9 protein-coding genes are annotated in these 13,520 nt (G+C 64.5%); all 9 read left to right on the forward strand.

Annotated elements, in window-relative coordinates; translation table 11 throughout:
- Positions 1 to 11: 11 nt before the first annotated feature.
- The 9 genes from MQH31_RS17405 (at position 12) to mobL (ending at position 13,284) form a co-directional block, all read left to right on the forward strand.
- On the forward strand, positions 12 to 3,365 hold the full coding sequence (locus tag MQH31_RS17405) for a hypothetical protein (protein WP_243013073.1): 3,354 nt from the start codon (positions 12 to 14) through the stop codon (positions 3,363 to 3,365).
- A 244-nt stretch (positions 3,366 to 3,609) separates the two neighbouring features.
- Complete coding sequence (locus MQH31_RS17410) at positions 3,610 to 3,984, forward strand: hypothetical protein (protein ID WP_243013074.1); 375 nt, start codon at positions 3,610 to 3,612, stop codon at positions 3,982 to 3,984.
- A gap of 189 nt (positions 3,985 to 4,173) precedes the next feature.
- The gene (locus MQH31_RS17415; RefSeq protein WP_243013075.1) at positions 4,174 to 5,469 is read left to right on the forward strand and encodes a hypothetical protein; all 1,296 of its coding nucleotides are present in this window, start codon (positions 4,174 to 4,176) and stop codon (positions 5,467 to 5,469) included.
- Between the two features lie 182 nt (positions 5,470 to 5,651).
- Positions 5,652 to 7,370, forward strand: coding sequence for a phage tail tip lysozyme (locus MQH31_RS17420; RefSeq protein WP_243013076.1), 1,719 nt, complete (start codon positions 5,652 to 5,654; stop codon positions 7,368 to 7,370).
- Positions 7,371 to 7,492: 122 nt separating this feature from the next.
- Positions 7,493 to 8,392 (forward strand): hypothetical protein, encoded by a 900-nt coding sequence (locus MQH31_RS17425; RefSeq protein WP_243013077.1) that lies wholly within the window; start codon positions 7,493 to 7,495, stop codon positions 8,390 to 8,392.
- Positions 8,393 to 8,477: 85 nt separating this feature from the next.
- Positions 8,478 to 9,041, forward strand: a complete 564-nt coding sequence (locus MQH31_RS17430) for a hypothetical protein (RefSeq protein ID WP_243013078.1) — start codon at positions 8,478 to 8,480, stop codon at positions 9,039 to 9,041.
- A 146-nt stretch (positions 9,042 to 9,187) separates the two neighbouring features.
- On the forward strand, positions 9,188 to 9,649 hold the full coding sequence (locus tag MQH31_RS17435; RefSeq protein WP_243013079.1) for a hypothetical protein: 462 nt from the start codon (positions 9,188 to 9,190) through the stop codon (positions 9,647 to 9,649).
- A gap of 33 nt (positions 9,650 to 9,682) precedes the next feature.
- Positions 9,683 to 10,915, forward strand: coding sequence for a hypothetical protein (locus tag MQH31_RS17440; RefSeq protein WP_243013080.1), 1,233 nt, complete (start codon positions 9,683 to 9,685; stop codon positions 10,913 to 10,915).
- Positions 10,916 to 11,058: 143 nt separating this feature from the next.
- Entirely contained in the window at positions 11,059 to 13,284 is a 2,226-nt protein-coding gene (mobL, locus tag MQH31_RS17445) for a relaxase MobL (protein WP_243013081.1), read from the forward strand.
- Positions 13,285 to 13,520 lie beyond the last annotated feature (236 nt).

The raw sequence follows: 13,520 nt of genomic DNA on the forward strand, positions 1-13,520 counted from the left end.
AAGGAAACACAATGACGGAGACGACGATCGCCCACAAGGCGCGGCGGAGCCTCCTGGCATTCCTGCGGGAAAGTCGAGGGGGACGAGTCAGCACGCCCGTACCGGCTGAGCCGGCCGGAAAGAAGCCCGTGTGGAGCGTGAAGAAGAGCATCGCCCTCGGGATGATGCTTCTGATCCCTCTGGTTGGTTTCCTTGGCACGTCGGCCGCGCAGGCCACGGACGACGACGCCATGAAGTTCTCGTTCTACAAGGTCGCGTCCTCGACGACGGCCTTCTTCTCCAACGTGCAGCAGCCGGATAACCACACCGGATTCAACGCGTCCTGGAACCCCATCATCCAAGACCCCGGATCTGCGGGATCGCTTCTCGGCTACGCCGACCCGAACTTCTCGTCTGTAACGGGCTGGATGGCCTCCAAGCTCTCGGGCTCCTCAGACGCCATCGGCTACGAGACGCTCCTGGTGCGCAGTAACACCGACGACTCGTCGAGTTTTGGTGCATCGAAGTTCCAGGGCATGGTCGACTACGCGTACTTTGGAGCGGCGCTGAAGGGCATGGGCCTGGACGGCACGAGCACGGGTCTCTCGCTCGGATTCATGAATGTGGTGTCCGGCGGGCTCGTGATGCTGCTCTACATCCTGGGCGGCGCGGTCGACTTCGTCTTCAACGCGTTTGTCGGCCTGCTCTCTGTGCTCAACCCGTTCAAGCTCTTCTACATCGGCGTCGCGGCGATCAGCCCTGAGTTCGCCAATGGAATGGTCGGTAACGGCACCGCCGACGTGGGGCCGCTCAGTGGCCTGGCGAGCTTCATCGGCGGCTGGTACACCTCGCTGAACACCTTGGCCTGGACCGTGATGGTGCCGCTGTTCATTGGCATCCTGCTGTTCTCGCTGGTGATGTTCAAGAAGATGGACCGGGGCGGGGCCCTGAAGAAGATCGTGATCCGCGTCGTCTTCATCGGCCTCGGACTTCCTCTGCTGGGCACGATGTACACCGGGATGGTCAACTCCATGGCCGACGCGTCCAGCGACGGCAACGCCGGTTCCACCCGCGTGGTCATGAGCACATACGTTGACTTCGAGAACTGGGCGATGAAGAGTCGCCTCGCGATCCCTGCTAGCGCAATCATCGAATGGGATCCGTCCTCGGCGCAGGCCAGCGGTGCGGCACAGGCGAATGTACGCAACAGCGCACTAGCGATCAACAACCAGTCCCTCAGCTTGGGTCTGACGCCGATTGTTTCGGCAACCACTCACGATGCGACCTGGTCCAACCAGATCCTGGAGGGCAAGAGCGCCGACGTTTCCACGAAGGCGAGCGCCTTCAGCACGACGGTCGACATGCTGATGCGCTTCATGGGCAACGCCCAAGTATCGGCAGCCTCATTCGAGACCACGGCCAAAGGCGAGCTGACCCAGTCGGCGTATTACCAGGCGAACGCCAACACCACCGTCAAGGGTTGGTTCGAGAACATGGAGAAGGACGCGAATGCGCTCAATGCCGACGACGCGGCGCCCTCGAGCAACCCGCTGATCGCAGTCCAGACGGGGACGGGTCTTCAGGGCAGCGGCTCCGGGGTGCGCAAGCTCACCTCCAGCGTCTCCGGCTGCATGTACACCGGGACCAGCATCGCCAGCTATGACGGCTCCGCCCGTGCCTGCAACCTGTCCCCGCTGGCGATGTACAACTACCTCAACACCGACTTCGGATCGACCTCGATGACGATGTACTCATCCTCGAACGTGATGAGCGAGGCGACGCGGTCGATTCACAACTCGGTCAACCAGGTCGGCACGGGCACGATGGGCTTCCTCTACTGGTTCAACGCGGTCGTGTTGCTGGGCTCGTTCGTGCTCATCGGTCTCGGCTACGCGTTCTCGTTGCTGTTCGCCAGCATCCGACGCTCGTTCCAGATCATCACCGCGGTGCCGTTTGCAACGCTCGGCGCGCTTGCGGCGATCGCCAAGGTGGTCGTGTACTCCGTGGCCCTGATCCTCGAGGTCATCATCACGATCTTCGTGTACCGGATCGTCCAGGAGTTCCTCACGTCGCTGCCGCAGCTGATCGAGATGCCGTTCGCGCAGATCATGAACAACGGCGCCGGCGGAACGATGGCCGGATTCGTGACCTTCCTCACGTCAGGCTGGGCGTTCGGCATGGTTGTCACCCTGCTCTCCATCGTCGGCGTTCTGGTGTTCACCGTTATGGCCCTGCGGGTTCGGAAGACGCTCGTCAAGGCCGTCGAAGAGGCTGTGACCAAGCTGGTCGAGAAGTTCATGGACACACAGGTGGGCATGCCTGGCGGCGGCAAGATGGCACCGGCTATCGCAGGTGGCCTGGCGGCAGGTGCTGGCGCGGCCGCGGCGAACCGGATGATGAGCGGCGGCATGAGCAAGTCACCGGCCGCAGCTGCACTTCCCGGTAAGGGTGCCGCCGGCGGACCGGCCGGCATCGAAACCGCAGGCGGCACGACTGAGATGGGCTCCGGCCCGGACGGCGGCGGCTCCGGGCAGCTGGCCATCACGGAGGGCGCTGCAGGTAACGGCGACCAGGGATCTGCACTCGCACTCTCGGGTACTGACGGCGCCAACGGCACTGACGGCGGATCCGCTGCGGACGAGGTCGCACTTGGCCGCAACGTCGAAACCAACGGGCTGTCCAAGCAGGGTGAGATCCGTGGCCCGCAGGTCGGCGGTGACGACGCCATGAGCGCAGCCTCTAGCTCGCTGGACAAGTCCGCCGAGGGCTACAAGGCGGCTGACACCAAGGCCCTCGACGCGGGCAAGGAAGGGGCACAGGCTGCCGGTCACGCGGGCCTCGCCGTCGGCCGGGGTCTCGCCGGTGACGGCGCTGGAGCTGCAGAGTCCGGTGGTCGTGCACTCGAGCACGGCGGTTCCGCCGTCGCAGCGGGCGAACAGGCCAAACAGGCTCAGGCCGACGCTGGTCGCAGCTCGCTCGATAAGCCCGACCAGCGCCACGCTCAGAGGGCGGGGCAGGCTCAGAAGGTCTCCCAGGCCGGTGGAATGGTGGCAAACGCTGCCGGTGCCGCCAAAGGCACGTCCGGCGGCGCAGGGGGCGGGGCAGCAGTGAAGGCCCCGAAGCCGGCCCAGCGCAGCAAGGTCGCCCCTGCTCCCGCTCGGCAGTCGGCTCCGCGGCCGCCTCAGAAGTCTCAGCCGGCGGCGTCTACGCCCTCTGCTGTGTCGCAGAGGCACGTGCAGCAGTCCCACAAGGCCGCCCCGATGGCACCGCGTCAGCAGGCTCCGAAGCCCGCCGCAGCGGCACCTGCCGGTCAGGCCCCGCAGCGGCCCGCACCGAAAGCCCCTCAGCAGGCCAAGCCTGCTTCGTCCGCTCCGAAAGGGTCCTGAGGAGGCCCTCAAAACCGGTAGAGCGTAACTCGGTCTGAGGCCGGCAGTTGTGAAGAAATTCACGGCTGCCGGCCTTTGCCATGCGCCCGGCACTCGCGGGGCGGGGGTGGCCGGTTTTGCTCGTATTCGAGAAAAAAAGTGGCGTGTCAAGTTGCTCCGAACACCCTATTTTGGGTAGAGTTTCTTGCGGGGGGGCTCTTGTACCCGCTGGCAATAAATCCCAATCTGATAGCGAGGACACCGCATGAGCAATCTGTCAATTTTCGAGACCACATCGTCTGCGCTGACGACGAATCTCCCTCCGGCGGCATGGGACTTGGTCTCGTTCTTCACCAACGCCAAGAAGTACGTCGGCACCACCGGCGGCGTCCTGATCTCCCTTCTCGGACTCGTCGTGGTCGTGTGGGCCGCAGTGCTCATCGCCAAGAAGTTCTTCGGCAATGGCCAGAACCAGCAGGAGTCCTGGTTCAAGGTCGTGCTCATGATCATCGTGGGTGGCGCGCTGATGACCGGGGGCATCGTCCTGATCAGTGACATCGCTGCTGGCGGTCAGACCACGATCCAGGAACTGGGCGGCGGATTCATCGTTGTTCAGGGCCTCTTCGGCTTCGGGGGTTAGCCGAGCGGTACGGAACTGCAAGACGCGGATGCGGGGTCGTCGGCTGGAGCCGTCGGCCCCTTCTCGTTTTCAGGGGGCTTCGACCCCACTCCTTCGCGGCTTACCCGCATTCGCCGCCGCTGTCCACACGCGGCCGCAGGCTCACCTCACGAAATCACCACACACCCGGTATCGAGAAAGGCCCTGGCAATGAGCTTGAAGGATTCGACAAAGGGCATGGTCGCGACTCTGCACCTGAGCTCGCACCATGCGATAGAACGTTTCGGCATCTTCGTCGCCGTCGTCGCAGTGTCCTTCGTGCTGATCTTCAGCAGCGCCTCGGTCTCCGCTGTCACGAACGACAACGCGCAGATGGACAGCACCACGCTGTACACCCCGAGCTTCAACACCTCCAAGACTCAGCTGGCCGGTGACGTCAGCGGCATCTTCGTGAACAGCGCGCGCACCCGCTCGATGGTCCTGATGAAGTTCAAGGACCCGAGCTCAGTGTCCGCGAACGCCAAGAAGTACCAGGCGTTCGTCACAGGGTCTTCCGTGACGCTGGTGGACCAGCCGCTCAAGTCCAACCTCACCGGACAGATCGTGGTGTTCGGCTCTACCGGCTATATGGCGATGGTGATCGACAGCGACAAGCCGTTCGAGCAGCAGATCCTCAACCTCACCATGCGCGCCAACTCGGAGCTGGTCTACCTTCCGACTGAGAGCCGCAAGGTCCGCGACGATTTGAAGGGCCAGGACACCTTCTCGCAGTTCGACCAGTGGCGCCTCTTCTTCAACCCGGGCGCTTCCGGGGCCACGACGACCACGACGTTGGACGGCAACTCGTTCGACGCTGGAGCTGTCTACGACGCCCTCGTGGTCTCGTCCGAGGAGACGACGGTTCGCGCGTCGATGGAGGATCAGCTCGGCCAGATGCAGGCTGATCTGACCAAGATCGCCGAATTCGAGTCCGAGATGCGCCGCGTGAACGTCGACGGTGTGTTCATCACTCCGCCCGCCGCCCCGGTGCAGATCGCTGGCGACCAGATCACCGGCACGCCGGCGGTTGGCACGACGGCCTCCACGCTGAAGTTGAAGACCGAGTGGGTCAGCCCGAGCGGATTCGACTTTGACTGGCGTGCAGGGAGTGTTGCCAAGGGCTATCTCGACGCCATCGTGCCCAAGGGCGAGTCCTACGTGACCTACATCTCCGACAAGGCCAGCCTGTCCAAGAACAGCACCACAGGCGACGTGCGCGTGAACGATCTGGAGTGGCCGCTCTCGAACGGTCGGCTCCTGACGGACTACGGCACCAGCGACAAGGCGATGAAGCCCCTCTTCGACATCCGTAACGGGCTGTCGCAGGCGTACCAGGACTACTCCACGCACAAGAGCGATTACCAGGTGGACGCGTACGGCAAGCTGCTTGACCTCGAGGTCGACCTGCGCAACGTCCGTTCGGGAGCGTCGCTGAACGACGGGGCAAAGGCTCTCTTCGCGTACTGAGTTCCTCAGTGCGGGGCGGCGCACAGCAACAACGATCAGCAGCATGACAACGGAAGGATAGCCACATGGCTGAAATGCCCATCGGGGGGGCCGGCGGATTCTCGTCTGCGGGCGCAGGGGGATCGGCAGCGGGCGCGACTGGTCCATCATCAGGACCGGGAGCTTCCGTTGACCGGACGCAGATGTCAGAGCCCAAGCACGATCGCAACGACATGGCCAAGGCGCAGAAGCCGCGCTCGGAGGCAGGGAAGCAGCCCGCCGCGGATGGCCCTGCCAACACGAGCGATGCGGCAGAGCAGGGGTCGGCGCCCGCCCGCGGTGCGGGTGGCACGTCAGCGGCGGCCCCCGAATCCGGAGAAGCCAACGGCCCAAGCAGCAAGGGCGGTGCGGCCAAGGTCGCGGGGGCAGCCGCAGCCGTCCCGGCCGCCGGCGCCGCGGGCCAGATCATGATTCTGGCGATGTTCATCAACTTCCTCAAGGGAATGATGATGGCCTTGGCCGCTCTCGCTACCAACGTCTGGGGAATGGCCGTCGGTCTGGCCCTGGCGGCGGGGAAGGCCGTCGTCGGAGCCATCATGGGCTTCGGTGGGATGATCAGCGGCGCGGTGGGCGGCGCAGTCAGCGCGGCCGCAGCAGGCGTCACCTCCGCCGTTGCCGCAGCAGCCGTCACGGCAATGGTCATCGTCGGAGCCGTGGTGGGCATCACCGGCGGTTCGGACTTGGCCCTGAAGGATGGCCGGGTTGACTGCCAGGTGGGGGCCACGACGGCGCTGGCCAAAATCGACGGCTCAGCGGGAAGCGTCGACGCGATGACGCTGGCGAACGCGAAGACGGTCTACGGGGTGCTCAGTGCGTGGGGGATGCCCGACGAGAACATCGCAGGCATCATCGGCAACTGGGATGCAGAATCTGGCGTGGACCCGACCAGCGTGCAGGACGACTTTTCCTCACCCCAGATGATCACCGACGTGAAGAAGACTACGGCCACCAACACCGACAAGGGCATCGGGCTGGGGCAGTGGACATTTGGCCGCAACGCCAACCTCCGTGCCTACGCGACCGGGATCTCCAAGGACTGGTGGACGCTCGAAACGCAGCTCGGCTTCATGCTCTCTGCAGCTGAGGGCGCGGACGCGGCAGTCGTGAAGGACATGATCGCCACCCCGTACGGCACACCGGCCGAAGCAGCGATCTACTTCCACTCGACGTGGGAGCGCTCAGCGGACACGGCCTCCATGGCGTCTCGCCGCGGGGTGAGCGCCACCAAGTGGATGGGTCTGTTCAGCGGCTGGACCAAGGACCAGGCCCTGGCCGATTCGATCCTCGCCCAGTCGGGGACCACGGTCACCGGTGCGAACAGCTCACGGTCACAGGCTGTGCGCGCTGACTGCCTCGGTGTCGGCGGCGCTGTTCTCACAGCCAAGGAGGGCGGCCTCACGTTCGAGGAAGCCACCGCGATGATGGCGTTGTACCGCACTGAAGGCAGGACCTTCCTCGAGGCGCGCTACGGGTCAGGTGGCCCGGGGGACTGCGGCAACGGCGACAAGAGCGACAACTGCGTCGGCTTCTCGACCTATTTCGTGAACAAATACACGAGCTTCCAGCAGTACGCACACGGCGACGGCATTGATACCGCCGGTTCCATGGCCTCGATGATGGGTAAGACCTTGAGCACGACGCCCACGGTGTACTCCGTGGCGTCGGGACCTGCCTCAGGGCCAGAGGGCCACACGTTCGTCGTTCTGGGTATCCAGGGCGATCAGGCCGTGATCGGAGAAGCCTCGTGCGGCTCCAACCACAAGTACACCCGTGCGAGGTTGATTCCGCTCTCGGAGCTCACGGGCGGCGCGTGGAAGTTCGTCGATGTTTCGGACCTCATCACGAAGCAACCGTCAGCCTGACGACCACCCGCGAGGGTGCGCGTTATACTCGTAAACGAACATATTCTTCCCTCCAGTCCTCGCATAGCAATGGGTGCCGCGCAGGGCTGGAGGGATATTACGCAAGACGGAAGGGAGCGGCAGTGGCGAAGGTCAAGAAACCGCAACTGACGAAGGAAGACCTCGACGCTCGTTTTGCCGTACGGCAGGAAAAGAACCGCGTGCGGCGGGCGACGAAGGTCACTCGCGACGACATCGAAAAGAGCCTCGCCGAGCGCAAGGCGAAGAGGTCTGAAAGGGCCGTTCCCGGACAGTTGGCACGCATCGTGTCACTGGGTCTGGGCGTTGCGCTGATCATTGGCAGTGGCGCCCTCGCCGTGACGACCACGGCCAGCACGGACGCGTTCAACCTCTCCACCCAAGTCAATGAGCAGCGTCTCGCGTCGGCGAAGGGCGATCTCGCAGCGATTCCGGCGGCAGATGAACAGGGCACGGCCACCTACGCTGCTGAGCTGAAGGAGCAGATTGCCGCAGCAACCGCAAAGGGGCAGGAGATCGCGACGCTCCAGCAGGACTTCACGAGCATCCTGGCCCGCGGAAACACCGCGTCCAACGGCAACGGCGCCCCCACCACGGCCTTCCAAGACTCGGTCGAGCACCGCAAGCTGCTGGCACCGTACTTCGTCAAGGGCGCATTGCTCGTCGACGACGCGCAGGCGTACGTGGCCGGATCGGTTCTCCCGTTCGACGCCAACCAGATCGACCCTCGCTTCCCGTGGTACGTCGGCTATCAGCCGGGCAGCCAAGGGCGCATCGTCGTGGATCCTGCGGTGTCCGGTTGGGCGCTGACCTCCGTGGTGGCCACGGAGACCAGGGGTGTGCTCGAGGCAACGTGGCTGAATAAGAACACCACCACCGGCGACTTGTTCGCCTGGGCAACGGCCAGTTACTACGTCGATCCCGGAGCCTTCGGGCGCCTGACCGTCGGCCAGACCACGCTCGGTGAACGCAATGCCTCCACGAGCAGCAAAGCGGGTGAGTGAGATGAGCAGTACACGCAAGAACCGGGTGTTCCCGCTGGTAGCCGGCGCGCTCTTGGTGGTCACGAGCGTGGTTAGTGGAGTGACCATGTCCACCCAGAACGCGGCACTGGACGCTCAGCAGGCGGCGCTGGACAGTCGCCTCGCCACGGTGGACGCTGCACGCGCGGATACCGGCAAATTGGAGACGACAATCTCGCTGGAGGACTCAGGGGCGGACGCCAGCCGAGTAGCCGCCGACACTAAGGTCATCGGCAGCCTGCTGAAGCGCGCTCTGACCTGGGACAGCGACGCGAGCTACCGCGAGGCGCGGGACAGCACGATGCGCACGTACAGCCTCGCCGAGGACTCGGCGTTCATGACGTCATTCCTGCCCAAGGCCCCAGTCAACCTGGACAGTCGGGGCAATGAGTACCCATATATCGACGCGGCGGGACTGAATTCTCAGGTCAGCGACTTCAAGGTGAAACTGCTCTCGGTGAACGCGGTCAACTACGACTACATGGTGCTTGCAGACGTACAGGCCAAGTCCTCGGATGGCCTCGGCACCTCGGTGAACGTGGCAACGGTATTCGTCACTTTGAACGGCGACGGCGCGCCCACGGCGATCACCGGATTCGCCTCAACGACTCAGCCTCGCACCTCCGGCTAGGCCGGTACAGCCCAGGGAATCCCTCCCACGACACGACGGCCGCATGCCCTTCTTGGGTATGCGGCCGTTGCTATGTGCTGATAGTATTTACTCATAAACGAGCATAAACCGATGGGGAATCAGGTCCCCTCAAGGAGAAGTATCGCATGACGCAGAACACGACCAAGACCCGCAACGCCCCGGTCAGCACGCCCGCAAAACGCGGCCTGTTCGCCCGGATGACACCGGTGAGTCTGCTGCTGGCCACGAAGACGGTCACCTTGGTGCTCGTCCTGGCGGGCTACTACGTCCTCGCGTTCTTCGCTGCCGTTCGGGTCGTGCCGATGACCATGGGCTTCGTCAAGTCGGGCACCGGTGTCACCCTCGACATGCCGCTGGAGACCGTTCTCTCCGTCTGGATCGTCCCCGCTCTGTTCCTGGTCGCCCTGATCTTTGTCCTCGTCCTGATCGCCATGCGGGCGCTGTGGCGCCTGCGTGCCCGGGTCGTCGCCGGGGTCGCCCACTGGGCCCGCGGCCGCGAGGCCGACATGGGCATGACCGTTCGCCCCCCTCACACGTCGCCGCTCGGCGCGAAGAACATCCGCAAGACCAGCACGTCCGCTGCCTAGAACAGACAGCCGGAGAGACGAGGAGAACAACAGATGAAGATCGCACCACTGAAGGTAAGCGACCCCTGGTTCGGTCGAATGATGACCAACCGGCAGGTTCAGGCTGAAACCCTGCGCGATGTGCCGATCGAGAGCACCGTGGAGATGGAGCTGGTGGAGCTGCTGCACGGCGGCCCCGAGGACAACTACCGCCCGTACCTGCACCTGCGCGGGGAACTCACCTCTGCCAAGCCGATCGTTGAACTGCCGTATGGCATTGATGAACTCGTCCTCCGACGTGGCTCGGGCCTCAATGTGGACGCGTTCTACGACTTCAACCCGCGCCAGCTGAACGACTTGGTCGTCAAGGGCTACTTCACCGAAGCATTTCAGGTTCCCGACGAGATGTCCGGCATCCCGTGGGCACTTCCGGGCAAGGCCGACTTCCTCGTCGTCGCCCCGGAATTCGCCGACCAGCCGCCGGTGGTCTTCATGAACGTTCAGGACCAGAGCGAGCTTGGACTCGATGAGGCGAACAGCGGCTACGACCTCTCTGCCTACTTCCCCGACTACGTCGCGCAGGTTCAGGCCCAGGCCGACACGGCAACCGCCGTTGACGCCCCCGAGCACAGCGGCGCGGGACTTGACGTGTTCGCTGACGAGGCGTTCGACAACAACCACTCGCCCGAGCGCGTCGCACCGCGCCGCGGCGTCGACGAGTTGGACCAGCGCGCCGATGTTCCGATGGGCGTATTCAGCCGCCTCGTCTCCGAGATCGAGGCGCAGCGGGTCGTGGAGCCCGAGATCATCGACGAGCCCGAGCCGGCCGAGACCCTTGCTGGCAGTCCGGAGGACGTCTACCGCACGCTCGTCTCTCCCGGCGTCGAGCGCGTTCTCTCCGGCGCTCAGGCGGTCCTGGAAGCTCAGCAGGCCCTCACCGCAGCACTGGCCGCAGAAGCTGCTGAAGCCGCCGAGGCGGCAGACGCCGCACGGGCAGCCGAGGTTGAGGCTGAGCGAGAAGCTGCCGTTGCAGTGCACGCCCCGGCGCTGGCAGAGGCGCAGGCGCCTGCACACACCGCTCACGCACCGGAAGGTTTCCTCGACCTGACCGAGCCGGAACCGGAAACCGACGCCGAGCTGGCCCCGCGGCCGGTTGAGACGGGCGAGAGCGTCTCGGACTCCTGGCGCATCGCGGCCGAACGCCGCACCGCGCGCATCCGTTCCGAGCTCAGTTCGGACGACGACGCTGCATCACCGTTCGACGACGAGGCCGGACCGGACCTCTAAGCACGACCCGTTCACCGTCTCTCTCAGGAGGACGGTGAACGCACGACGAGGGGCCCGCACGGAGCACAGGCTCTGGACGCGGGCCCCTCGTTTCAGAAATTGACGCAGCACAGCGCATCACGGTGAACAGAAGGGTCCGGACCATGGGATTGAAGCAGGACGTCGTCGTCGTCAACGAGTTCTCCGTACCGCTGCCCTCCAGCAACAAGAGCGGCAAGCAGGGCACCCGGGGCGGAACGCCCGGTGACTACGTGACCCGCTACATGGCCCGCGACATGGCGACCGAGTCGCTGGCACCTATTCGCCGTCAGCGCACCGACGCATTCATCCTGCGCTACATGGCCCGTGAAGAGGCCACGGAGAGCGTCGAGGTGCACAACCGTGGCCAGCTCAAGCGCCGGATGTCCAAGGCTCAGGGGGAGGGCGGGGTCGCGTTCGGCTACGGCCAGGTCTCGCTCTCTCACGACCAGCTGCACAGTGCCAGCGCCGACATCCAGCGGCTCTTCGACGAGGGCCACACGGTCATGAAAACCGTGCTGTCCTTCGACCAGGAGTATCTGCGCAAGCACAAGATCATCCCCGAGGATTTCGTCTGCGAGAAACGCGGCGACTACCGCGGCCACCTGGACCAAATGAAGCTTCGACTGGCCGTCATGCACGGTCTCAAGCGCATGAACAGCGCTCTCTACGACGATCTCCGCTACGTCGGTGTGATTCAGGTCGACACCGAGCACGTGCACTGCCACCTCGCCATGGTCGACGCCGGCCCCGGCCAGCTCGCCAAGGACGGCACACAGCGCGGCAAGATCGGCGATCGCGCCAAGAGCTTCCTCCGGCGCGGTGTCGATGCCTGGCTGGACCAGAAGCAGATCGTCAAGCACCTCTCCAGCGCCGTGGGCTACGAACGACGCAACGTCACCACCTTCGTCAAGCGCTGGGCACATCAGCAGATGCTCCGTGAATCCCTGCCGCAGTTTCTGCTCGCGTGCCTGCCGGAAGACCGACGGCTGTGGCGCTCGGGCACCAACCACGAGTCGATGCGCAAGCCCAACCGCATCGTGCATCAGATTGTGGGGGAAGTCCTCGAGCGTGAGGGCTCACCGATGACCCAGGCCATGGTCGAGGTCCGCGCCTACGCGGATCACCGCCGGAAAACGGAGGGGCTCGGCATCGAACAGTGGGAGCGCCTGGTGACCACCGGCCGAGACCGGATCGTCGAGCGCGGCGTCAACGCCGTGTACAGCCTTCTCCGTCAGCTGCCCGAGGACTCGCTGCGCGTGCGCACGCCGATGCTGGACGCGATGGGGCTGGACTACGAGGCCATGGCCCAGCGGGCCCATGCGGAGGGTGAAGATGCCGACATCGTCGGCTTCGGATTCCGCCTGCGCTCGTTCGCAGCGAGGCTGGAGCACCACACCGAGCAGCGCGAGCAGTATCACGACCTGGTTCGGAACTGGGAAGCAGCTGACGACCAGGGCCAGGCATCCGCCGGCTCGCGGGCGCTGTACGAGTTCTACCTCGAGGAGGAGGAGTACCACGCACGCTGTGGGTCAAAGTATCGGAGCTTCCTCGCCTTCACCCCGTCGACAGCGGTCTGGTACAAGGACTGGACGCAGGTCTCGGAGTACGGCGAGCGTGTGATCTCCCTCGAGTCGATGCGCCGCGACCAGGCACTGCGCAAGACCAAGGACGAGAACGAGGCCGAGCGCATCGGCCGTGACATCTACGGCCAGTCCGGCGGGCGCTACGTTGCTCGCGGCGACCAGGCCTCCGCACAGACGCTGGAGGAACGGGTGCGCCGGATGCGGGCCACCTATGCCGGGAAGGTCGACGACCTCCGGGTCCAGCTCGCCGGTCAGGGATTGCGCTTGGATCTGGTTACTGACCCGGCCACAGGCCGGGATGTGGCGGCCGTCAGAGCCGGCGCCGAGTATGCATTCGAGGATGTCAAGGGTCTGGACCTGCATCACATGCGTTACGACTTCGCCCAGGACGTGGAGGTCGGCAAGCGCACGCTGGCAGCGTTCACCACGGCCGCTGGGCGACGGGCCGGCGCACTGGAAGCGGCCGTGGCCTATCTGGAGGACTCCGGTCAAGGCGAGGCTGTGGCTGAGCTCCCGGTCAACGACGTGCGAATGATGGCCCGTTTGGCCGCCGAGATCGCTTCCAATCCTCAGGCGATGCTGCCCAGCCATGTCGCTGAACTGGCTCGCGAACGAGAAATTCTTCGGCGCAGTCGGACGGTGCGTTTGAGTACGGACCTGGCACTCCAGCTGACCGCCCAGGTGGAACAGGTGGCATTCACGTCTGTGCTCGAAGACGAGGCAGAAGCGGGTATCGGGTCGGGCGTCACTGCGCCGGGCGAATAGCCGATTGTGGGCGTGAAGTGACCGCTTTCTGGTCACCTTTTGGCCCGATTGTGGCCCATTTATGGCCACAAAAAGGTTCACAGACAATTCACAGATTAGGAAGGGGTGATACGCTATCGAAAGTCTCTATTGCTCCATAGAGTAAGAGAGAACTAACGGGGGGGGAATTCTCCGCTGGGGACGCGTTACTTATAAACAACTCATGGCCGGGCGAGGCGAAAGCCTTCCGGCTCGAA

The sequence above is a fragment of the Cryobacterium zhongshanensis genome (genome assembly GCF_022760445.1).
Classification (GTDB): domain Bacteria; phylum Actinomycetota; class Actinomycetes; order Actinomycetales; family Microbacteriaceae; genus Cryobacterium; species Cryobacterium algoricola.

Coding starts and splice junctions, on each gene's coding strand:
- MQH31_RS17405 (WP_243013073.1), top strand. CDS start 12: ATGACGGAGACGACGATCGCCCACAAGGCGCGGCGGAGCCTCCTGGCA.
- MQH31_RS17410 (WP_243013074.1), top strand. CDS start 3,610: ATGAGCAATCTGTCAATTTTCGAGACCACATCGTCTGCGCTGACGACG.
- MQH31_RS17415 (WP_243013075.1), top strand. CDS start 4,174: ATGAGCTTGAAGGATTCGACAAAGGGCATGGTCGCGACTCTGCACCTG.
- MQH31_RS17420 (WP_243013076.1), top strand. CDS start 5,652: ATGTCAGAGCCCAAGCACGATCGCAACGACATGGCCAAGGCGCAGAAG.
- MQH31_RS17430 (WP_243013078.1), top strand. CDS start 8,478: ATGTCCACCCAGAACGCGGCACTGGACGCTCAGCAGGCGGCGCTGGAC.
- MQH31_RS17435 (WP_243013079.1), top strand. CDS start 9,188: ATGACGCAGAACACGACCAAGACCCGCAACGCCCCGGTCAGCACGCCC.
- MQH31_RS17440 (WP_243013080.1), top strand. CDS start 9,683: ATGAAGATCGCACCACTGAAGGTAAGCGACCCCTGGTTCGGTCGAATG.
- mobL (WP_243013081.1), top strand. CDS start 11,059: ATGGGATTGAAGCAGGACGTCGTCGTCGTCAACGAGTTCTCCGTACCG.